Origin of the sequence: Halomonas sp. R57-5 (genome assembly GCF_900070345.1) — a bacterium.
Classification (GTDB): Bacteria; Pseudomonadota; Gammaproteobacteria; order Pseudomonadales; family Halomonadaceae; genus Vreelandella; species Vreelandella ventosae_B.
In genome coordinates, this window is the sequence record NZ_LN813019.1 from 2,582,822 (window position 1) to 2,602,894 (window position 20,073).

The window sequence follows — 20,073 nt, forward strand, 5'->3', positions numbered from 1 at the left end:
TTGCCGGACAGTTTTTCCTCTGCTTTGCAGCTCATAAACTGCCGCAAAGCTTCGCGTTATATCAGAGACGACTAAAAGGCAGCTCCTGGCCGATTCTTGCCTTCTAAAGGGAAGTTTGCTGGCTGATCAAGCCATCCCTTTCAGAGCTGAGTAAAGGTCTATTTTCGTGAAGAAAAACTCCCTCTGCTTCACTTGATCGGTAAAGCAGAGGGGAGGGCTGTAACGTGAAGGCTTGTATTGCCAGAGGATAATCTTGCAAATACATATAAAAAATTGCTTATGATCAGAGTTTTTATGCTTATGCGCAATTTTCAGAGACGGGTGATAATGTTGAAGTGCATGCGCATTTTTCTAACGAGCCTTACTAGCAGGAAATGGTATTTACCCCATTTATATCAGTGGATTAGATGATTTTTGGCAAGGTAGGGCTTCCCAGATAAAACTCGCATGCGCATGAAAAAGTTTGTTAAATTACCTGAGAGGTCTTAAGCATGCACGAATGGGATGACGATATCGAGGCGCTTGATATGAGCGCTGCCGAAAAAAATGGCCTGCAGGTTTCTCGAAATTATATAAAGGCAGCGCAAGACGGAGAAATAAGTGATGAACAAATGGGGGCTTATAGCTATGCTAATGAGTTTAATAATTGTTTCGTTAGTCATGATCTGGAACCAGTTTCGAGAGGACCTTGATAAACCGCCACTTCATTCCTTGGCGTTTCACTGGCTTTTGAATCGCTTGCCCCCAAAATAAATACTGTCCTAGCAAGCGCTCATTCAACGTTAATTGCATGATCAGTTCCATAGCTACTCAATGGCCGGTGTATCTCATCACAGATGCGATCACATGAGAGGAAAGCGCTTAACAGTGGCTTTACATACCTCATCTGACGACTCAATATCTCACTCAGGATTCAACTCTGGCGAGTAGGTCGAACATATGCAAACGGTGTGCATTCACTCAACGACTTTTTGCCTGAAAGGTGTATCCTGGCGTTATCGAGCACTACAAAGTGAGAATACAGTTTTTTGCGCACTTAAAACTCGTCAAACGCTTTGATCACCGTCTTAGCTGTCACTGACCTCGTTGTGGTATGGCAGATCATTTTCTAGCAGCTCTGAGCCCCTCAATACGTTCAGCCTGCGGCTACATAAGTAAGCGGTTACATTGTATGCCCGGTGAGACTCCACGCGCAGGGTATCGACTAAGTCATTTTTTCAACGCTCGGCGAAGGTTCATCCTGCTGGCGGCTTCTTCTTCAAAACAAGTCTGCCGGGATCGAGTCTGATGAGGCTATGTTGTCCTGCAGTTGCTGATGATCACGATCGTCCAAGACAGGCGTGAGACCAAGGCAAAGCTTGTCAATCAATTAATCAAGGCCTGACGCTTCCCATTGCTTGAGCCATAGTGATGAGGCATTGCTGCGAAGCTCCGGTATCTCTCTAATGTGGTTCTATGACCTTGATGGCTAAACAAGATGGCATGTGAGCGGCAGCGTAGAGCAGGCTACTACCATGTTCATTAGAGAGAGACAGCGTCAGTGAGGAGCGCAGCGAAACGCTGCAACATGGTTCCAGTAACACAAAAAATCTAAAAAATAACTTAATAATTAATAGATTAAAAATTCCATGATTTTGATGATGCTAAGCTAGCATTACATAATGGCTATCATATGGGCGAGTATCATGAGCACTCAAACGAAAAAAAGCGAAGTCAAAATACTTCATGGCAGTCGGAGCTACGTTCTTCATGAGCTTCAAAAAATTCACTCTGAAAAACTCTTGGCCATTCAGGCAGACCATTTTAAAGCCAGTGAATTTAAGCAATTCGGGGATAATATCAGCAAAATCGTTTTGGCCATGCGAGGTGTTTTTGCTGAAAAAATCGAACAAAAAGCACTATTTCAAATAGTGGAAATCCTTACAAATGTACCGGTAGCAAAGCCACACCTGCTTCAGGAGGTCAGTATGAGCATCAGCGCTCGCAAAGCGGTTATTAACAGTGGGGAATGGCTCTCTGCAGCACAGATAACGGAGTTAGCTGACCCTAGTGCTAGTGACCCCAGTGCACAGCCCAACAGGTGGAAAAAAAAAGGTCAGATCTTTGCCATCAAGCATAATGGTGTAAATTACTATCCAGGCTTTGCACTCGACTCGACTGCAGGCTACCGACCATTAAAAGCAGTGAAGGAAATTATCGATATTTTCAAAAGTACAAAAGGTAGCTGGGAAATGGCCTTTTGGTTCCAATCTAGTAACAGTTGGTTAGGCGGCCTTAAGCCACAAAATTTATTAGCGAACGATGCTCAAAGTGTCATATTTGCGGCCCGCAAAGAGGTCGAAGAGATCGTACATGGATAAACTGGCCAAGCTTGCTGAGCTTAGCCGATACTGCAAAGAGCTATATGTTGCTGACAGGTTCTGCTTTTGGCCGAACAACGACGGCCCAGGATAGGTCGTCGTTTGTCCTTATTAAACTTCAGTCTGTTCTGCCATTTCCAACGCATCATCGACCTCTATCCCTAGATACCTGACGGTGCTTTCCAGCTTTGTGTGACCCAGGAGCAGTTGCACTGCCCTTAAATTTTTCGTTCGACGGTATATCAGCGACGCTTTGGTGCGTCGCATCGTATGCGTACCACATACTGACGCCTCCAGACCTATTTCAGTGACCCATGCTTTCACGATACGGACATACTGGCGTGTTGAAAGATGCTTTGCGCTATTGATGCGGCTGGGAAACAAGAAATCTTCGTTTCTGAGTTGAGCAAGCTGTATCCAATCCATAATAGCAATGCGGGTTTGCTCGGTTATTTCGAACTGGACAGGTCAATGCGTTTTTTGCTGCATCACCATGGCTCGTGGTGATATGGACGTACCATGGGCTATATCTCATACTCGTAAATTGACAAGGTCGCAGCCTCGTAATTTGCTATCGATGGCTAAATTGAAGAGGGCAAGGTCTCTCGTCTTTTTGGCAAGCTGTAGGCGCACACGTATGTCCCAGATATCTCGAAGGCGCAGAGGCGCCTTCTGCCCAACCAACTTGCCTTTATTCCAAGGTGTAAATGAGATTTCAGTTGGAACGTTCATGGCATGATCCTCCATCGGGTGGAGGTCAAAGAATGGGTTGCCTCAGATGTCATGGCAAACAACCCATAAAGGAAAAAGTTGAGATCAAAATGTTCGGGCTAATGCACGTGAGGATAATATCCATAGTGAACATGAACAACTGAGTGATTTATCTTCGAGTAGATATTGTTACTTAATAGCAATCATCCTAAGTCGTAAAGCATTGCCAATCACGCTCACTGAAGAGAGTGACATCGCCGCCGCCGCGATAATCGGTGATAACAGCATACCTGTGAAGGGGTACAAAATCCCTGCGGCAATGGGGATGCCTGCCGCGTTGTAAGCAAAGGCAAAAAAGAGATTTTGGCGAATATTACGCATGGTGGCTTTTGAGAGCTTATGCGCCGTGGCAATACCGGTAAGATCTCCTCGCAGTAGAGTAACCCCAGCGCTTTCTATCGCCACATCGGTGCCGGTTCCCATGGCAATGCCGACATCCGCTGTAGCCAGCGCAGGTGCATCGTTCACGCCGTCGCCGGCCATGACAACAATGCGCCCTTCATCACGGAGACGCTGAATCACTCGGCCTTTATCCTCTGGAAGCACTTCAGCTTCGACCTCATCAATGCCTAGCCGACGTGCCACAGCGTTGGCGGAGGTGCGATTATCGCCTGTCAGCATCACCACTCGAATGCCGTCAGCCTGGAGTGAACGAATGGCTTCTTCGGTGGTTTCCTTGACCGGATCGGCAATGGCGAGCAGCCCAGCTAAATTCCCGTCGATGCTCGCAAAGATGACAGTAGCACCGTCGCTGCGCAATTGATCGGCATGTGTGTCTTGAGACTGGGTGTTAACGCCCTCGCTTTCCATCAATAGCCGGTTGCCCAGGGCAATACGCTTGCCATCTATCTGGCCTATAACGCCCATGCCATTGGGAGCCTCGAAGTCCAACGCTTCTGTTAATTTTACCTCTGCCTCTTTAGCCTTTTCGACTATTGCATGGGCCAAGGGGTGCTCGCTGCCTCGCTCAAGACTAGCTGCCAAGCGCAAAAGCTCCGATTCAGCAATGCCTTCAGTGAGAATCAACTCGGTCACTCGTGGTTTGCCTTCGGTAAGCGTGCCGGTTTTGTCGACGACGACGGTGTCGACCTTCTCTAGACGTTCAAGAGCTTCGGCATCGCGAATCAACACGCCTAACTGGGCACCGCGCCCTACACCGACCATAATTGACATGGGGGTAGCAAGACCTAGCGCGCACGGGCAGGCAATGATCAGAACACTAACCGCCGCAATAAGGCCAAACGCCATCGGCGGGGTAGGGCCCCACAATGACCAGGCGATGAAAGCCACAACAGCAATGAGAATAACGACGGGTACAAAGATGCTGGCGACTTTGTCGGCAAGCCCTTGAATGGGTGCGCGGCTGCGCTGGGCGCTGGCGACCATTTGCACAATCTGCGACAGCATCGTGTCCTGGCCCACCTTGTCAGCGCGCATGACAAAGGATCCTTGACCATTGATGCTGCCGCCAATGACGCCATCGCCGACTTCCTTTTTCACCGCTAGTGGTTCACCGGTAACCATGGATTCGTCAACGTTGGAGCGACCTTCCATCACTTCGCCATCTAATGGCACCTTATCGCCGGGGCGCACCCGGAGACGATCCCCTACCTGAACCTGGTCAAGAGAGATATCTTCCTCATTGCCCTGATCATCAAGGCGTCGAGCGGTAGCAGGCGCCAAGTCGAGCAGAGCACGAATAGCGCCAGAGGTTTTTTCACGAGCGCGTAGCTCTAATACTTGTCCCAGTAAAACTAAAACGACAATCACTGCCGCTGCTTCGAAATAAACGGCCACCGAACCATCGGCTTGACGGAAGGCGTCGGGAAAGATGCCCGGTGTGAGGGTGGCCAGCAAACTGTAGAGCAACGCGGTGCCGGTACCGATCGCGATTAGCGTGAACATATTAAGGCTGCGATGCACTAGCGAACGCCATCCGCGTACAAAGAATGGCCAACCTGCCCAGACGACTACCGGCGTTGCCAGCAGCAGTTGAATCCAGTTAGAGGTTTGCTGGGAAATAAAATGCATAAGGCCAAACACGTGGCCACCCATTTCTAGGGCAAACACGGGGAGGGTCAGTACTAGGCCGATCCAGAAACGCCTGGTCATGTCCTTGAGTTCGTCCGAAGGGCCGGTGTCAGCAGAGACGGTCTCAGGTTCCAGCGCCATGCCACAGATTGGACAGTCGCCTGGGCCTTCTCGTCGAACTTCTGGGTGCATCGGGCAAGTATAAATAGACCCCGAGGGTACTGACGCTTGTGACTGTTTGCTTGGCTCAAGATACGCATCAGGCTTGGCAATAAACTTTTCCTGACACTTTTCTGAGCAGAAGTACCAAGTCTTACCCGCGTGATCGGCACGGTGGCGGGAGGTATGGGGATCAACGTCCATGCCACAAACAGGGTCTTTCACCTTTGTCTCGTTATGGTCTTCAGACATCGTTCATTCTCCCCGTTTGGCGAACAAGGCGCATGGCTTCGTGCTCTTCAAGTGCTAAAAGGGAATCTAAGAGCTCTTTAGCCTCAGGAATTTCCGCTTTGCCAACGAGGGTTCGATAAAGGTTTATCGTTTGTTCATGGAAATCAAAAACCTCTCGGCAAATGTCGTCAACACTTAGCGTGGAATAGGGCGCATCGCAGGTACGATGCGTACGGATAGGTTTATGCTCCAAATAGTCATAAACGTAGGTTTTTAATGCTTTCGCGTCAGCAGTCTGTTCAAAGCGCGCCACAACGCGCTGCATTTCCGCTTCCTGTGCAGCTAAGTAATTGAGCAACATGCGAGCGCGCTCTTCTTCGTGTATATCGGCGCAATGAGCAAGGCAAGCTGCAAGATGCTCGTGTAACTGACGGGTCCAATCGATCAATTCACCAAAGGTTCTAACGTCCATTTGGTACCTCCTATAACGCTATTAACGTTAATGAGTGTGAGAGTGCTCGCTATCGTTTGAAGCGTCGCGTTTGGATAGGAAAATCCATTCGCCGAGTAAAAGAGTAGCCATTACTACGCCAGCAACGATGAGCACCATGGGGTCCGAGATGGCTTTTACCCATAAAAAGCCGATTAACACGACAGCATCTAGTAGTATGGCAATGCTAGGAATAACAGGATTAGCCCCCACTCTGTCCTTGAGATGACGAAGCACACCCCAGTGGATGGCCATATCCATGATCAGGTAGAAAATGATGCCTAATGCTGCGATGCGGCTCAGGTCAAAAAAAGCGGTGAGCACTAAGCCAAATACGATGGTGTACACCAGTGTATGCTTTTGTACACTGCCGGGCATGTGGAAATGGCGGTGAGGAACCAGCTTCATTTCTGTCAGCATGGCGAGCATGCGTGAAACGGCAAAGACGCTGGCGATGATACCGCCCGCCGTTGCCAACATGGCGAGAATGACGGTAAACGCAACTGCCGCTTCACCCAGTGCGGGACGGGCAGCGGCGGCCAGGGAGTAGTCTTGGGTTTCGATAATTTCAGGCAAAGATAGGTTGCTGGCAACGGCAAAACCGACAAGGGCATAGATCACCACGCATAGCGCAATCGAGATCGTGATAGCTTTGCCAAGATTCCGCTTAGGATCTTTAAGCTCCGAACCACTATTGGTAATCGTCGTGAAGCCTTTAAATGCCAGTATGCCGAGCGCCGTAGCACCTAAAAAGCCCGTTATCGTAGGCGTAGGTGCATCGTTGCCAGCACCCATTTCGATGGAGTCGGCAATAAACACGCCGACAATACCAAACACTATAATGCCACCTATTTTGATAAATCCGAGCACCGAGGCGACGGTCTCGATCAAGCGGTTGGCGGATAAATTGATCAAAAAGGCTATTAGCAGTAAACCAACCCCGAGTAGGGGCACAAATAGTGAACGATCCCCCAGGTCAAACAACTCAAGCGTGTAGGAACCAAACGTTCTCGCCAAAAAACTCTGTGCGATCACCATGGAAAAATACATCAGGAGGGCATGAAAGGCGGTGGGAAGCGTCGGGCCATACGCTTTCTGTAAATACATGCCAATCCCACCTGCTGATGGGAAGGTATTGGACATTTTAACGTAAGAATAAGCGCTGAAAGAGACAATGACGGCAGCGGCCAGAAAGGCTAGAGGAAATAGCCGACCAGTCATTTCGGCCATTTGGCCGGTTAGCGCAAAAATACCGGCCCCAATCATCACGCCGGTGCCTAATGCAACGGCACCGACCAACGAAAGACTGTTTTCTTTATATTGTGGCGTTCTATCCTGCCCAACCATGAAAGCGACTCCTTGTATTAACGGCAACCACAGCAGCAATAACTGCCGAGGACTCCTGTGCGGTGTTTTTTGATGCTATATAAATTAAAAATAGAACCTATGTGCAGCCACATGGCAAATGACTAACGGAATGTCTGATTTTGCGAGGCCACAGGCAAGCAGCTCTTMCCCTAAACTAGCTAGTCTTGCTCCTGGTTGTGTCATGTAGCCGTTATGACTATTAATGACAGCTCCAAGGTTCCTGTTTAGCGTTGTCTTTAACGTTCTGATCGACGAAACGGTAATACTCCTTCTTAAAGCGGTTCCACCGATCAGCGCTGACCTGTATGTCATGGAGCTTGAGAATTTTTTCAACGTCATCGATGCAGAGCCTCAGCGCATCGTAAGCAAGGCTGATATTTCGGTTTTTCTCGTTGTAGACCACCTTATCCATTCCATAGAGTCGGTCGATATCTGACAGCGCTTCTTCAATGCGTTTGGATTTACTAGGCTTGATTTTTAAATTCCGAGTCACCAGTGTGTTTTTGGAAACACCCAAGCGGTGCTCTTGTTGTGTCGTTTTCATGGTCTTTCTCCCAGGCGCGTACATGTATATATAGAGTGGTTCAGTCCTTGTCTATTTTGTCCTTATGACCGCCGTGGTGTTTATGCATGAAAATATGCATCAGTGGGCATGCTGCCAAAAAGAGGAAAGGTAAGAACTGAAATAGGTGGAGACGGTGCTCGGTTCCAATCAGGTATCCCGCCCAAATGACAAACCCAGCAAGTGGCACCCACAACATCAGCAAACGACTACTTGTACTGTTACTCATAATCACCTCAGTAACTCGCCCAAAGAGCCAACAGCAGTTAAGGCCGTTGGTTTGGGAAAAATCAAATAAATAACCCCAATAACAGCATGGATGATTTGTCTGAACGCAACCTGAACAGCATCGGAGGGAAATATGATCCTGATCAAGCGCCTCGCAAAAAGTAGGCGATAATTACCCAAGCGGTATCCATAGCCTCATTCCCATCATCATTAGGTTTTCGGTGAGCGATACAAAGCTTAATGGGTATAAAGCCCCACGGTGGTCTCTCCCACTTGGGTTTCCAGGGCAGAAACATACGTCGAGCCGATTGCCAAGGCCATAACCGTCATGCTGACCAAGGGAATCTTCTTGTTATTCCACATGATGACACCTCTTTATGAATTGTCTTGTTTTTACGCCGATTGCGGCACTATAAAGTTAGCGAAAATTCCTGAATTAAAGCTGAATTTGTTTGCCGAGATACTAGTTTTTCATAAAAAAGGTCAGCTCATGGCTGACCTTCTTAATTCATGTCAAGACTAAAGGATATCAATAGGCGACATGTAGTTCATAATAACTGTTATCATCACTGCCTCCCCTTGATCTTCCTGTTACCTCAAGCTGATAATTACCCGGTTGCAGCTGACGAACAAGTTCGAAGCGCCCCCGTGGGCTGGAAGCTTCTGCTACCTGCTGTCCCGCCTCATTATAAAGAACAGCTGAAATGCGGTTGCCAGTGCTGGTAAATCCTGGAAAGTGCTCACTCACTACTTTCAGTGTAGTCGCTTGTTCAATGTTAATATTGAAACGCTTAGGTTGCCCCTGGGCAAGCATCTGTGTAGAAGATACGCCTCTTTCTAGTAAGGGAAGATTCTGTGTTGTATTGCCTAAGCTCGCTAATACAGGTGTAGAGAGGATACTTGCTACTACTGCACTAAAAACAATTGATTTAACTTTCATGATAACTACTCCAGTGGTTGGTTACATGGTTATATTAGCTGGGGTTTTTGAAATGAAGCTGAATATAAAAATAAAAATAATAAAAAACGCCACCATTTGGTGACGTTAAAAGTTACACACTGTCAGAGTCGTTAGAACATTAGTTTAACACCGGCAACAACTCCAGTATCTTCAGTGTTGTCGCCACTGGCTCGGGAGAGATCTGCAGTGTCGCCGTATTCTTTCTCCCAATAGGCACCGATGTAGGGGGCGAAGCGTCGGGTCACTTCGTAGCCTAGCCGTAGGCCAGCACGAACCGAGTTAAGGCCTTCGCCCACGCCAAATTCTTCAACTTCACTGGCGGCCACGGCAATTTCGGTGCGCGGCTGTAGGTAGAGCCGCTGAGTCAGGCGCAGATCGTATTCGCCTTCAAAACTGGCGGCTACGTCGCCATCTTCACTCACTTGTAATGCCACGTCGGTTTCAATGCCGTAGGGCATTACGCCTTGCAGGCCGACAACCCCATAGGTGCGTTCAGCGTGATCATCGGAGAAAACACCGCCTTGATAACCGATCCCCCCCTGTAACTCCCAAAAATCAGCCACTAAACGACTATAGAGTAGTTCCAAAGACTCAAACTCAGCATCTTCGCCGTCGCCCTGGACATTTTCGCCTTCTGACTTTAGGTAAATGCGGTTGATATCGCCGCCGTACCAGCCTTGAAAGTCCCATACCACGGCTTCTGGGCCTTTATCAGGCACGCTATATTCGAGCCGATCAAACAGTGCCATACCCATATTATGTTCCTCAGTGGGCGCTGGCCAACTGTCTGGTGCCGCATAGCCATCTTCGGCTTGAGCGGTCGTGGCGGCGGCCATGCCAAGGGCGGCGCTGGCGAGGGTTAAGTAGCGCTTAATTTTCATACTGCCTCCTTAAGAAACTTGAACAACGCGGAACATGCCAGCATCCATGTGATAGAGAAGGTGGCAGTGGAACGCCCAACTGCCCTCTGCATCTGCGGTGATCAACGCAGATACGCGCTCACCGGGCTTCACATTTAGGGTGTGTTTGCGTGGTATCAATTCCCCTTGGCCGTTTTCTAGCTCCATCCACATACCGTGGAGGTGAATAGGATGCTCCATCATGGTGTCGTTAATCAGAATTAGGCGCAGCCGCTCATCTTTCTCAAAATGAATAGGGCCGGTCACTTCGCTAAACTTCTTACCGTCGAACGACCACATATAACGCTCCATATTGCCGGTCAGGTGCAGCTCAAGCTCACGGCCTGGCTCACGGCGATCAGGCCATGGTGTGAACGCTTTGAGATCCCGGTAAACCAATACGCGTCGTTCGTCAGGATCAATGCCGATTCCCGCCTGGTTATAGCGAGAGCCCGGCTGAGCTTCACCGGCGAGAAGCAAACCATTTGCGCCTATTTTGGCCTGCTCGGCTGCCATCCCCCCCATAGTAGAGTGATCCATGCCTTGCATGTTGGACATACCGGAGTGATCCATCCCAGCCATGCTGGAATGATCCATCCCCGACATGTTGGACATGCCAGAGTGATCCATCCCCGCCATGTTGGAGTGATCCATACCGCCCATACCGTGGGCACCCATGGCTTCCATACCGCGGTCTGCAATTTGACGGCGTTCAGGAATCTCCGCCTGCATGCCTTCACGTGGAGCTAGCGTGGCGCGTGCATAGCCGCTCCGATCCATGGCTTCGGCGAAGATGGTGTATGCCCGGTCGTCTTCAGGTGAAACCAGCACATCGTAGGTTTCAGCCACGCCAATACGGAACTCATCAACAGGAACGGGTTGCACCGGTTGTCCATCAGCGGCCACCACGGTCATCTTCAGGCCAGGTATACGAACATCGAAAAAAGACATGGCTGAGCCGTTAATCACGCGTAGTCGTATCCGCTCACCAGCTTTGAACAAGGCATTCCAGTTTTCTTGAGGAGAATAGCCGTTGAGAAGATAAGTATAAGTACTACCGGTGACATCGGCGATATCCCGCGAACTCATGCGCATTTGAGCCCACATGCCGCGCATTTCAGCGGTCTGAGCAAAACCGTTGTTACGAACATCGGCAAAGAAGTCAGCAATCGTGCGCTCTTGGAAGTTGTAATAGCCTTCCATGGTTTTCAGATTACGGAACACCGACATCGGGTCTTCAAAAGTCCAGTCGGTGAGCAGTAACACATGCTCACGGTCGTAACGGATAGGCTCACGCTCGGCAGCGTCGATAATCAATGGCCCTGCATGGCCAAGCTGCTCCTGCATACCGGAATGACTGTGGTACCAGTAGGTACCGTTCTGACGGACGGGAAAACGGTAGGTAAAGGTTTCACCAGGGGCGATACCTGCAAAGCTAACGCCAGGCACACCATCCATTTCCGGCGGTAGAATGAGACCATGCCAGTGGATGGAGGTGGGCTCGTCCAGCAGGTTGGTGACACGCAGTACTGCGTCTTGACCTTCTTTCAAACGAATCAGCGGGCCAGGACTGGTACCGTTAATGGTAATTGGTTGGGCTTCTTGTCCGTCAATAGGCAACGATTCACGGCGGATCGCCAGCGATACCTCGGGCCCTTCTTCAACGCCCTGAGCATAGACGTTGGTACGGCCCCAGGGGTTTGCCCAGGCGGGAGTTAACCCCATTGCCGCAGCAGAACCTAAGCCTAAGGCAGCGCCTCCTTTTAACACTTGCCGACGAGAAAGAGGGTGAGAAATGATACTTGAGCGTGCCATGTGTAACTCCCATCAATGGTGAATAGCACCATCTTGATGGAAGAAGCTGAAACAAAGCTGAATGATGATTAATTGACCACTTCAGCCGTCAAGGGCAAAGCAATCGTCACTCGTAAACCACCCAGTGGGCTTCGTTCAAACTGAGAGTGACCTGAGTAGCGGACGATTAACTGTGCAAGAATCGAAAGGCCTAAGCCGTAGCCAGGACGGCGCTCATCCAGTCGTGTACCACGCTCTCCCAGGCGTGAAAGTTCCTCTTCTGCAACGCCCTGACCATCATCATCAATAGTTAGCGTAAGTGCAGTTACAGTGACTGCAATATCGCAAAGAACGCGCCTGCTCGACCATTTTCCTGCGTTATCAAGCACGATGCCTAATATTTCTGAAAAATCGTGAGATTCAATGGGAACTTGTTCTTCCTCACGTGCTGAGTGAGTCAGGTCGAACATACGCTCAGGATAGAGGCTACGGAACATCTCAATCAGCCGTAAGCTATCACGAGTAACGTTGGCCATTCGTCCCGCATTAGGGCCTGCAATACGTGAACGACGCAGCTCCGCATCCAACTGGGCGTTAATGTCTTCAATACGGCTGAGTAGTTTATGGCGCCGGTTGTCATCAATAGGCCGGTTGCCACGCAGTACTTGAGTAACGGCTGCCAGCGGTGTTTTTAATGCGTGTGATAGGTTGGCGACCGATTCTCGCGAGCGCTTCAGACGAAGATCAATGTCGTCCATGAACCAGTTCAACTGGTCGACTAATTCATCTAGCTCCGAAGGGGCTACTAATGACAAGCGATCACGTTTGCCTGATCGCAATGCTTCAAGTTGTTGGCGCAGTTGCCAGAGTGGTATGAGTCCACGGTTAACCGCTAGCATGTTGAGTATGATGAGCATCCCTAAAAGCACGGCGGCGATCCCACCGACCCACCAGTGTAAAGTTGCAAGCCCTGATTCTACTTGGGAAAAATCCTCGCCCACCAATAGCACACCCTGCGTGCCCTGCCACTCAAAATGGCGGCGATAGACGAGCATGTGCTGTGTTCCGCGATTCACATCTATTAGGGCATCGCCGCTCTCATCTAGCAACGGAGCCAGCTGTTGCTGCCATTGCGGGTCAGAAGCGCTGACCGAGCCATTGAAACGGAGTACGTAGAGATGATGAAAGACTTGATAGCCTTGGCTAACCGAGTCGAGCGCAGTCGGTACAGCCGTTTGGTCTTGCTCTAGCTGCGCGACCGCGTGGTTTGCTTCACGTTGTAAGCGTTCACCTAAAAAATCCCTTGCCAGGCTCTGTAAAAAGATCCCGTGCAATAGCCACGTGGTGACCACCACCAGTAGCGCGACGCCGCCTAACCATGCGAGTAGCCGAATGCGTAAACTGCGTCTATCAATGTGAAGCAAAGAAATACCCCTGACCACGTCGCGTTTGAATGACTGATTTACCGAGATAACGGCGCAGACGAGCGATGTAGACTTCCACCAAGTTAGGKGCGGCAGCGTCCTGATCCAAGGCGTAGAGCTGCTCTAGTAGCTGATCTTTCGAGTGAATACGGTCTGGATGAAGCATTAAGTAGCGCAGTAATCGAAACTCCGTTGCTGTTAGCGAACGCCACGTTTCTCCTTCTAAGCACACGCGTTGACCCGCCTCATCCAACGAGACACCGTTAAGCGTAATCACATGAGATAACTGGCCAGACTGCCTACGCAACAAGGCCTTCAGGCGAGCCATAAGTTCGGCTTCGTGGAAAGGCTTGGTGAGATAGTCATCGGCTCCGGTTTCAAGTCCGATAACTTTATCTTCCCAGGTATCGCGCGCCGTCAAAATCAAAATAGGCGTACTGCGCTTCTGCTTGCGCCAATGAGCGAGAAGATCTAACCCCGACCCATCGGGCAAACCGACATCTAAAATAGCCAGCTCATAATCCTCGGTTGCCATCAGCGACTTGGCCGCTTTCAATGAAGCGGCCAAATCAACCAGGTAACCGTTGTCCTTGAGACTCTCTGCCAAGCTTTCTGCTAACAAATCATCATCTTCGAGTAGCAACAGTTTCATGGGTCTGCGTCAGATTAGAGAGAAAAATTACCGTACATGCCGGATTCATAATGACCAGGAATGTTACAGGCATACTCTAGCTCGTTAACATTGTCAGGGACACTCCATAATAAAGTCCCGGTTTCACCAGGCGCAATGGTGACACCTGCCATGTCCATGCTGGCCATATCGTGACCGCCGCCGTGTGACATATTCGACATATCGTGGCCTCCGCTGTTGGCCATGTTTAGCATCATTTGACGATGTTCTTCTTGGGCTTCTTTGCTACCAATCACAAACTCATGTTCTAAATTGCCGGTGTTGGTGATTTCAAATTTAACAATTTCACCCGCCGCCATTTCTAGCGTTTCAGGGTCGAACCACATATCGCCAGCATCAAGAGTGATCGTGCGGTCAACGTCAGCCTCGGTTAGGTTATTGCCACCACCGCCGTGGCCGGGTGCAGCCAGCGCCGCGCCCGTGATCAGACTTAATGAAAGGGCAAACAAAGACGTTGTTAAAAGAGTGTAGCGCATGGTCATTTACCTCAGAGGTTATTGTCACCCGTTCTTTATACGGTGTTAACCTGAAACGAGCCTGAACCTACAGTAAAAATATGACTTGCCGGATAAGTAGCTATCACGAAAACTTGCAAGCGCAAGGCCTTATTTCGGGACCTTTTTTAATTCAATACAGCATCTTCCGCTTAATAGTGAAATTTGTTCAGTTGCCGATGTCGGCAGCAGGGATGCTCTTGGTCATCACTGCGCATCATTGTCGGCAGAAAATAGTTGCCCCTTGTTGATGATGATGGTAGCGCTAGTTACTTTTATCGCTATGACCGGACGTCGGCTTTCCACTTCATCTATATTAACCCTTGTGTCTACATTTCCTGAAAGTTTTGCCACAAGATGTTAATGCGAGCGTACAAGCACCATGAGCGCTCATCATCGACGTTGATCTATCAGCAGAAGGTGTAGCTCGTTAAATATCGCCCTCATGAACTCAATGACCAGCCGATGCTGGCCAGTTTGATCTAGATCAGCGTGAAAAAACCAGAGGACAGCTCTTGCAAAAGACCAGTGGCTCCCCAGGGATGACAGAAGCAGAAAGGCTGAACCAGCACTGCACCTGTATCACTCTAGACCGACGAGCAGCCACCCAAAGTCTTATCGACCAGTTGGGCGACGATGCCGATGAGGCCTTTATCCGTTCGACCTGGCATCAACTTTTCTCGAATGTCGCTGTCTTTGTCCCATCTCAGGTTCTGGAGCAGATGAGGGCCACTGTTCAGGCCATAGAAAACGCCGCCGCTCTTCCCGACTATCAGCGGCAAGTACTGTCTTGGGCCCCGCAAAGTGCACAGTTAAACCCCGGCCCAGTAGGTGTCTTCATGGGCTATGATTTCCATCTCGGCGAGGACGGGCCTCGCCTCATCGAAATCAATACCAATGCCGGAGGTGCATTTCTTAACGCGATCCTGGTACGGCCCCAACTGCAGTGTTGTGGTGATGCTAAAAGTGCGGCCGGGTCTGCCGACTTCGAGGCTAAAGTGATAGCCCAGTTCGAGAGCGAATGGCGTGCCCAGCGTGGCAATGGACGTCTGGAGAGGATAGCTATCGTTGATGATCAGCCTATGGGGCAATACCTCTATCCTGAATTCAAACTTGCCCAGCAGTTATTACGGCGTCATGGCATTGATGCTCTCATCCTCTCGCCTGGCGACCTTCGGTATGAGTCAGGCATGCTATACAGCGGCGGTAAGCGAGTAGATATGGTTTACAATCGCTTAGTGGATTTTGGGCTCGAAGCACCCGGAAACTCCGCCTTACACTCTGCCTGGTTGGACGGAGGCGCAGTCATAACCCCAAATCCCCATGCACACGCATTGTTCGCGGACAAACGCAACTTGGCTGTGTTATCAGATCCCGCGACGCTTATGGCTTGGGGGTTGAGCGCTCAAAATGCCGAATTACTTCGCTCTTGTATTCCCCGTACCTTACAGGTCAGCGCTGATAATGCTGATACCCTTTGGCAACAGCGACGGCAGTGGTTCTTCAAACCTGTCGCAGGCCACGGAAGTAAGGGAGTGTACCGGGGAAGTAAACTCACCAAAAAAACATTCAGCCAAATCTTGGAAAGCGACTATATTGCCCAGGCCCATGTGCCTCCCTCCGAACGCCTCGTTCTGGTCGATGGACAGCGTAAAAATCTCAAGGTCGACGTTAGACTGTATACCTATCGCGGCACACTGTTAATGGCCGCAGCGAGACTTTATCGAGGACAGACGACCAATTTCCGTACGCCAGGTGGGGGATTCGCACCTGTGCTTCTCATGAAAGATTAGTTATCAAAAATATGATCTAAAGAGTTTGTCCCACAACTTATGCGATTATCGTGATAGGGCGTGGAACTCATCTTGCAAGGCGATCGCCTCACTTCGGCCCGCGATTAGTTATTCGGAAATTGCTCCCAGCAACCTTTCAATTGCGCGCAAGTTTTTCCTGCATTTGGATTTAAAGCCTGGAAACTTACAATATTATCAGCTACGCGGATGAAACCTCGTCAATGAAGGCTGCCCTTAAAGGGGTATCTCTGGAGCGATATAGATAGCCACCTAGCCGAGCGATGGCCTTCATATAGAAACCATGTCGCGTCGCTGACCCAGTCGAGGCGGTGGAATCGACCGGTCGACCAGAACTAATAAATGATCAGTAAAGAACCGTTGCTAGCAAGGCAGCCGGGAACTGATGCCTAAGAATGATCAGTCCGGATACGATGTAGCCGAGCATAATGCCGATGGTGAGTCGATCGGCTGTGGTGAAGCACATATCCTCAATCCGGTAGCCAGTTTTTCAGATTCCATCATATACGTGTGTGCTAACGCACAGATCGTGTGATGTCAGACCCTGAACATGATGGTGCGGGTCCGTGTCGTTTGATCGCCAAGGTATCGGTCGCGTTACTATCCGCGCTAGATAACGAATAGTGCATTATGGAAATACAATCCTAATAATGTCAGGAAGGGTCTCCTCATGAATAGAGTCAACACTGCAGCAATGGCTTTTTGTCTTCTCGCTGTTCTGCCTAGGGCAGCATCCGCCCAAAACTCAGAGTACGGCCCACAAGGGGGTGTCCGTGAGTTTTCGATCTCTGGAACTGGCAGTAACGATCGGAATTTTAATAGCGGAAACTTCGGCGTGAGACTGTTGATCTTGGTTGGTATCTGAGGGATAACATGGTTGCCGGTGTTCGGCAAAGCGTCAATTACGCCGATGTCGAAGGCGAAGGCGGGCGTCACAGATGGTTTCTGGAACGGCTCAACCCGTGGTTACCTAACCCATCAGTTCCTTGATGGTCGTGCGCGGCCCTTCGTCGGTGCTAGCCTCGGTGGTATCTATGGAGACGGCGTCAAAGACAGCGCCTTCGCGGGACGGGAAACGGGTATGAAATACTATGTTCTGCCCAAGGCCTATTTCCTCGCTCGCGCTGAGTATCAGTTCCTGTTCAGCGATACCGACGATGCCACCGATGCGTTTCAGGAGGACGGTATCTGGGCTTATACGATTGGTCTGGGCTACAATTTCTGAACCACATCAAGATGCCACGAACCACCACGGCCACGTGGCGGGTGTGCATCTCTTGTCGCGCGCGGATGGCATCGGCCTTGCCTTCCGGATAGCGTTGCTTATAGCTATTAAGCTAGGTTCTTAACTACCTAAGGTGGTTGTCCTGACGGTCACCCATTCGGTGATGTCACCCTTGTCAGCACCGCCGTGATCAGCAGGATAACCACGACCAGCACCACCTCCAGCGCAATACTGCGCTGCAAACGTCGTGGGGCTGTTGCATCGCCGCTCTCAAAGGCAGGTACAAGCCGCCACTTGTTCGCGGCAGCAAATAACAGCAGCACCGCGACAATCAATACTTTGCCGATCAAGAACTGTCCATATGCCGTGGTGAGCAGGGGTGTGAGACCGCCTGTTAGCAGCGTGGCCAAAGTGACGCCCGCCAGTACCAACACGCCAACTCCGCCCATGGCGAGTTGCCCGAAACGGGTCAGAATGCGGGCGGTATTGCCGTGGTTGTAATGTTGCCCCACTAAGTGGAACAGCGGCCACAGCGAGGCTACCCAGAATGCTGCCGCCATCAGGTGAACGATCAGCAAGACAGCCAGAACGAGGCGTGGGGTGTTTACTGTATGCCCCACCTGCACGAATGCCAGCATCACCAATAAAACGCCTACTAGGCTCAAGCTGTTGGCTGTTTTCGAGAACGCTAAGTTATTAAGCTGAATCGCCTGGACCAGCAGCAAACCAGCTACCACCAGTATTAGTCGACCCCCGGACGCGCCATCGAACACGATCCCGAGCAACATTGGGTTGGTTGCAGCCGCTATATTGCCGCCTCCAAGGTAACCAGCTTCTAAAGACCACTGGAACAGAATCAGGATGACCCCCGCCCAGGCAGAAAGGACACCCATGCGGGCGACGCGCCTCCGGTCGTGATCAGGGAGCCGGGGAAACGCTAGACGAAACAACACGGCCCCCGTCGCGACTAGGGCGCTAAGGTAAATCCCGGCCGCCACGAGAATCATCGCGACGGTCCAGACATCGAGGCTATTTTCGGAGAACCACCAAGCCACGGGTCAGGGCTCGACCGAGAAGTTAAAACCGTCGGACATCATGTGTCCGTCATCCAATAGGCCGCGCCAGTGCACCTGGTAGTCCCCAGCCGAAAGAATTTCACCGGGCTTCACGACGTAGCGTTCGACCTGTTCACTGCCTGGCTGACCATCAAGAGGAACGGGGCCGTTTGGGCCTGTCACTTCAAACTGGGTGATGCGCATCATGCCACCAAACTCGATGCCAATCTCTGCTGGGGAATCCTGAATGGTGACGCCATCCTTAGGCGAAGTGCTTGCGCCCCCTTCATGGGCCAGCACTGGGATTGCTAGCGACAGCAACAGCGTTGCTAAGGTAGCGTGAATGATAGGGAGCGAACTCGTCTTCTTTTGCATACCGTATCCTTATATATTTTTAGGGTTGAATGGATGCCGTTACTTCATCGCGGAGGCGCTAAAACTGATTCGGCTGAGCCTTCTTACATCGTTCATCTGCCCTGTTTGGCGAACAAGGCGCATGGCGTCGTGCTTTTCTTCATGGAAATGAGTCGGTGTTATAACGTGCCAACCTACCTGAAACAGGGCTGAAAATGGCGGAAAAAATGATCTGTGACAACACTTAGGTATTGGGATCGGTTTCTCCTTTACCTTTGGGCCACCTATAGGTTGTAGGCTTATAACGAAAGCTAACTCCGCCTTCTTCCATTTTTAATGGATAAGGCGATGTCTCGACCAGCAACATGATAAGAGGAAATATCATGGTTAAGCACAAGATGATCTTTGCCATTGGTCTGGCTGCAAGCCTCAGTGTCCCCAGCAGCGCCATCTTCGCTCAAGGTATGAGCCAAGGCGCCCAAGGTCAGGGCAATATGATGGACGGCCAAGTCGGTATGGGTTCGGGCATGATGATGGGCAGTCAAGAAGGCATGTACCCAGGAATGATGATGGGAGGGCAAAGCGGGATGATGCCTTGTCCAATGATGGAAGGCATGGGGAGTATGTCCGGCATTGGCGGTATGCTCGACGAGCAGCAGATGAGTACCATGCGTGAGATGCGCCAAGAACACCGCGCGGCCCAGCTTGAGCGGATGGGCGAATTGATGAACCTGCGCGACGACATGATGCAAACCATGCAGACTGAACGCCCTGAACCAGAGGAAATAAAGGCGCTGCATGCTCAAATGGCCAACCTTCATGGCGATATGATGGCTGATAACGTGCGCATGCATAATCAGATGCAGGACTTACTGACCGATGAGCAGCGTGAACAGATGAGAGGAAGCATGCCCAGCCACCATGGCCCGCAATAAGCCTTGGCGATTGCCTCTTTTTTTAGGAGTGATGGCATGATGAACGCGGAATGTTTTGCTTTTATGGGGTCAATGGGGTGGCTAGGCTGGTTGATGCCCCTGGCCATGCTGTTATTAATTGGCTTGGCGATCGCTTCGCTGGCCAAGTACCTCTTCAGTCGTTCACGCTAAGGAGTTGAAAATAATGCAACATATGAGTCTGGATTCATAGAATAACCGCAGCACTTTGG

General features: G+C 50.5%; 21 protein-coding genes. 6 read left to right on the forward strand and 15 right to left on the reverse strand.

Features of this window, described 5'->3' with window-relative positions:
- Positions 1-491 precede the first annotated feature (491 nt).
- Positions 492-692: a hypothetical protein gene (locus tag HALO_RS11865; RefSeq protein WP_092490835.1), complete on the forward strand. Its 201-nt coding sequence runs from the start codon at positions 492-494 to the stop codon at positions 690-692.
- A 993-nt stretch (positions 693-1,685) separates the two neighbouring features.
- Complete coding sequence (locus HALO_RS23525) at positions 1,686-2,360, forward strand: hypothetical protein (protein ID WP_050713461.1); 675 nt, start codon at positions 1,686-1,688, stop codon at positions 2,358-2,360.
- Positions 2,361-2,471: 111 nt separating this feature from the next.
- Here HALO_RS23525 and HALO_RS23745 read toward each other — a convergent pair whose 3' ends face one another.
- The 13 genes from HALO_RS23745 to HALO_RS11940 all read right to left on the reverse strand — a co-directional run bounded on the left by HALO_RS23745 (position 2,472) and on the right by HALO_RS11940 (position 14,445).
- Positions 2,472-2,813, reverse strand: a complete 342-nt coding sequence (locus HALO_RS23745) for a tyrosine-type recombinase/integrase (protein ID WP_269449327.1) — start codon at positions 2,811-2,813, stop codon at positions 2,472-2,474.
- 447 nt (positions 2,814-3,260) lie between these two features.
- Positions 3,261-5,573 carry a heavy metal translocating P-type ATPase gene (locus HALO_RS11890; protein ID WP_008958466.1) on the reverse strand — a complete coding sequence of 771 codons (2,313 nt, stop codon included), beginning with the start codon at positions 5,571-5,573 and terminating at the stop codon, positions 3,261-3,263.
- Positions 5,566-6,024, reverse strand: coding sequence for a hypothetical protein (locus HALO_RS11895; protein WP_008958467.1), 459 nt, complete (start codon positions 6,022-6,024; stop codon positions 5,566-5,568). The genes HALO_RS11890 and HALO_RS11895 overlap by 8 nt, the downstream gene beginning before the upstream one ends.
- A 27-nt stretch (positions 6,025-6,051) precedes the next feature.
- Positions 6,052-7,389, reverse strand: a complete 1,338-nt coding sequence (locus HALO_RS11900) for an APC family permease (RefSeq protein ID WP_008958468.1) — start codon at positions 7,387-7,389, stop codon at positions 6,052-6,054.
- 220 nt (positions 7,390-7,609) lie between these two features.
- Entirely contained in the window at positions 7,610-7,954 is a 345-nt protein-coding gene (locus tag HALO_RS11905) for a hypothetical protein (RefSeq protein ID WP_022522184.1), read from the reverse strand.
- A gap of 40 nt (positions 7,955-7,994) precedes the next feature.
- The gene (locus tag HALO_RS11910) at positions 7,995-8,201 is read right to left on the reverse strand and encodes a DUF2933 domain-containing protein (RefSeq protein WP_035586996.1); all 207 of its coding nucleotides are present in this window, start codon (positions 8,199-8,201) and stop codon (positions 7,995-7,997) included.
- 236 nt (positions 8,202-8,437) lie between these two features.
- Positions 8,438-8,563 carry a hypothetical protein gene (locus HALO_RS23610; RefSeq protein ID WP_269449295.1) on the reverse strand — a complete coding sequence of 42 codons (126 nt, stop codon included), beginning with the start codon at positions 8,561-8,563 and terminating at the stop codon, positions 8,438-8,440.
- Positions 8,564-8,729: 166 nt separating this feature from the next.
- Positions 8,730-9,140: a hypothetical protein gene (locus HALO_RS11915; RefSeq protein ID WP_157693169.1), complete on the reverse strand. Its 411-nt coding sequence runs from the start codon at positions 9,138-9,140 to the stop codon at positions 8,730-8,732.
- A gap of 131 nt (positions 9,141-9,271) precedes the next feature.
- Positions 9,272-10,042 carry a copper resistance protein B gene (locus HALO_RS11920; protein ID WP_050713463.1) on the reverse strand — a complete coding sequence of 257 codons (771 nt, stop codon included), beginning with the start codon at positions 10,040-10,042 and terminating at the stop codon, positions 9,272-9,274.
- Between the two features lie 9 nt (positions 10,043-10,051).
- Complete coding sequence (locus HALO_RS11925) at positions 10,052-11,875, reverse strand: copper resistance system multicopper oxidase (RefSeq protein ID WP_026001905.1); 1,824 nt, start codon at positions 11,873-11,875, stop codon at positions 10,052-10,054.
- A gap of 68 nt (positions 11,876-11,943) precedes the next feature.
- Positions 11,944-13,278: a sensor histidine kinase gene (locus tag HALO_RS11930; RefSeq protein WP_208458210.1), complete on the reverse strand. Its 1,335-nt coding sequence runs from the start codon at positions 13,276-13,278 to the stop codon at positions 11,944-11,946.
- Entirely contained in the window at positions 13,265-13,930 is a 666-nt protein-coding gene (locus tag HALO_RS11935) for a response regulator transcription factor (protein ID WP_009288249.1), read from the reverse strand. Before HALO_RS11935 ends, HALO_RS11930 begins: the two co-directional genes overlap by 14 nt.
- Before the next feature lie 14 nt (positions 13,931-13,944).
- Entirely contained in the window at positions 13,945-14,445 is a 501-nt protein-coding gene (locus HALO_RS11940; RefSeq protein ID WP_050714168.1) for a cupredoxin domain-containing protein, read from the reverse strand.
- A 560-nt stretch (positions 14,446-15,005) separates the two neighbouring features.
- Here HALO_RS11940 and HALO_RS11945 point away from each other — a divergent pair.
- Together HALO_RS11945 and HALO_RS23350 are read left to right on the forward strand one after the other, a co-directional pair.
- On the forward strand, positions 15,006-16,256 hold the full coding sequence (locus HALO_RS11945) for a hypothetical protein (RefSeq protein ID WP_050713465.1): 1,251 nt from the start codon (positions 15,006-15,008) through the stop codon (positions 16,254-16,256).
- Positions 16,257-17,157: 901 nt separating this feature from the next.
- The gene (locus HALO_RS23350) at positions 17,158-17,499 is read left to right on the forward strand and encodes a hypothetical protein (RefSeq protein WP_231658664.1); all 342 of its coding nucleotides are present in this window, start codon (positions 17,158-17,160) and stop codon (positions 17,497-17,499) included.
- Positions 17,500-17,648: 149 nt separating this feature from the next.
- On the opposite strand, the gene HALO_RS11955 is transcribed toward HALO_RS23350, so the two are convergent.
- Together HALO_RS11955 and HALO_RS11960 are read right to left on the reverse strand one after the other, a co-directional pair.
- Positions 17,649-18,392 (reverse strand): copper resistance D family protein, encoded by a 744-nt coding sequence (locus HALO_RS11955; protein ID WP_223828031.1) that lies wholly within the window; start codon positions 18,390-18,392, stop codon positions 17,649-17,651.
- 165 nt (positions 18,393-18,557) lie between these two features.
- The gene (locus HALO_RS11960; RefSeq protein ID WP_050713467.1) at positions 18,558-18,929 is read right to left on the reverse strand and encodes a copper resistance CopC family protein; all 372 of its coding nucleotides are present in this window, start codon (positions 18,927-18,929) and stop codon (positions 18,558-18,560) included.
- A 362-nt stretch (positions 18,930-19,291) separates the two neighbouring features.
- Here HALO_RS11960 and HALO_RS11965 point away from each other — a divergent pair, with 362 nt between their 5' ends.
- Both HALO_RS11965 and HALO_RS23615 read left to right on the forward strand, forming a co-directional pair.
- Positions 19,292-19,843 carry a hypothetical protein gene (locus HALO_RS11965; RefSeq protein WP_008957444.1) on the forward strand — a complete coding sequence of 184 codons (552 nt, stop codon included), beginning with the start codon at positions 19,292-19,294 and terminating at the stop codon, positions 19,841-19,843.
- A 36-nt stretch (positions 19,844-19,879) separates the two neighbouring features.
- A complete protein-coding gene (locus HALO_RS23615; RefSeq protein ID WP_008957443.1) occupies positions 19,880-20,014 on the forward strand; it encodes a hypothetical protein in 135 nt (44 codons plus the stop codon).
- Positions 20,015-20,073 lie beyond the last annotated feature (59 nt).

Bases quoted from the DNA above. Each gene is read 5' to 3' on its own strand.
- HALO_RS23615 (WP_008957443.1), top strand. From the start codon at position 19,880: ATGATGAACGCGGAATGTTTTGCTTTTATGGGGTCAATGGGGTGGCTA.
- HALO_RS11910 (WP_035586996.1), bottom strand. From the start codon at position 8,201: ATGAGTAACAGTACAAGTAGTCGTTTGCTGATGTTGTGGGTGCCACTT.
- HALO_RS11865 (WP_092490835.1), top strand. From the start codon at position 492: ATGCACGAATGGGATGACGATATCGAGGCGCTTGATATGAGCGCTGCC.
- HALO_RS23610 (WP_269449295.1), bottom strand. From the start codon at position 8,563: ATGTGGAATAACAAGAAGATTCCCTTGGTCAGCATGACGGTTATGGCC.
- HALO_RS23525 (WP_050713461.1), top strand. From the start codon at position 1,686: ATGAGCACTCAAACGAAAAAAAGCGAAGTCAAAATACTTCATGGCAGT.
- HALO_RS11895 (WP_008958467.1), bottom strand. From the start codon at position 6,024: ATGGACGTTAGAACCTTTGGTGAATTGATCGATTGGACCCGTCAGTTA.
- HALO_RS11925 (WP_026001905.1), bottom strand. From the start codon at position 11,875: ATGGCACGCTCAAGTATCATTTCTCACCCTCTTTCTCGTCGGCAAGTG.
- HALO_RS11920 (WP_050713463.1), bottom strand. From the start codon at position 10,042: ATGAAAATTAAGCGCTACTTAACCCTCGCCAGCGCCGCCCTTGGCATG.
- HALO_RS11965 (WP_008957444.1), top strand. From the start codon at position 19,292: ATGGTTAAGCACAAGATGATCTTTGCCATTGGTCTGGCTGCAAGCCTC.
- HALO_RS11915 (WP_157693169.1), bottom strand. From the start codon at position 9,140: ATGAAAGTTAAATCAATTGTTTTTAGTGCAGTAGTAGCAAGTATCCTC.
- HALO_RS11940 (WP_050714168.1), bottom strand. From the start codon at position 14,445: ATGCGCTACACTCTTTTAACAACGTCTTTGTTTGCCCTTTCATTAAGT.
- HALO_RS11955 (WP_223828031.1), bottom strand. From the start codon at position 18,392: ATGGGTGTCCTTTCTGCCTGGGCGGGGGTCATCCTGATTCTGTTCCAG.
- HALO_RS11960 (WP_050713467.1), bottom strand. From the start codon at position 18,929: ATGCAAAAGAAGACGAGTTCGCTCCCTATCATTCACGCTACCTTAGCA.
- HALO_RS11890 (WP_008958466.1), bottom strand. From the start codon at position 5,573: ATGTCTGAAGACCATAACGAGACAAAGGTGAAAGACCCTGTTTGTGGC.
- HALO_RS11905 (WP_022522184.1), bottom strand. From the start codon at position 7,954: ATGAAAACGACACAACAAGAGCACCGCTTGGGTGTTTCCAAAAACACA.
- HALO_RS11900 (WP_008958468.1), bottom strand. From the start codon at position 7,389: ATGGTTGGGCAGGATAGAACGCCACAATATAAAGAAAACAGTCTTTCG.
- HALO_RS11945 (WP_050713465.1), top strand. From the start codon at position 15,006: ATGACAGAAGCAGAAAGGCTGAACCAGCACTGCACCTGTATCACTCTA.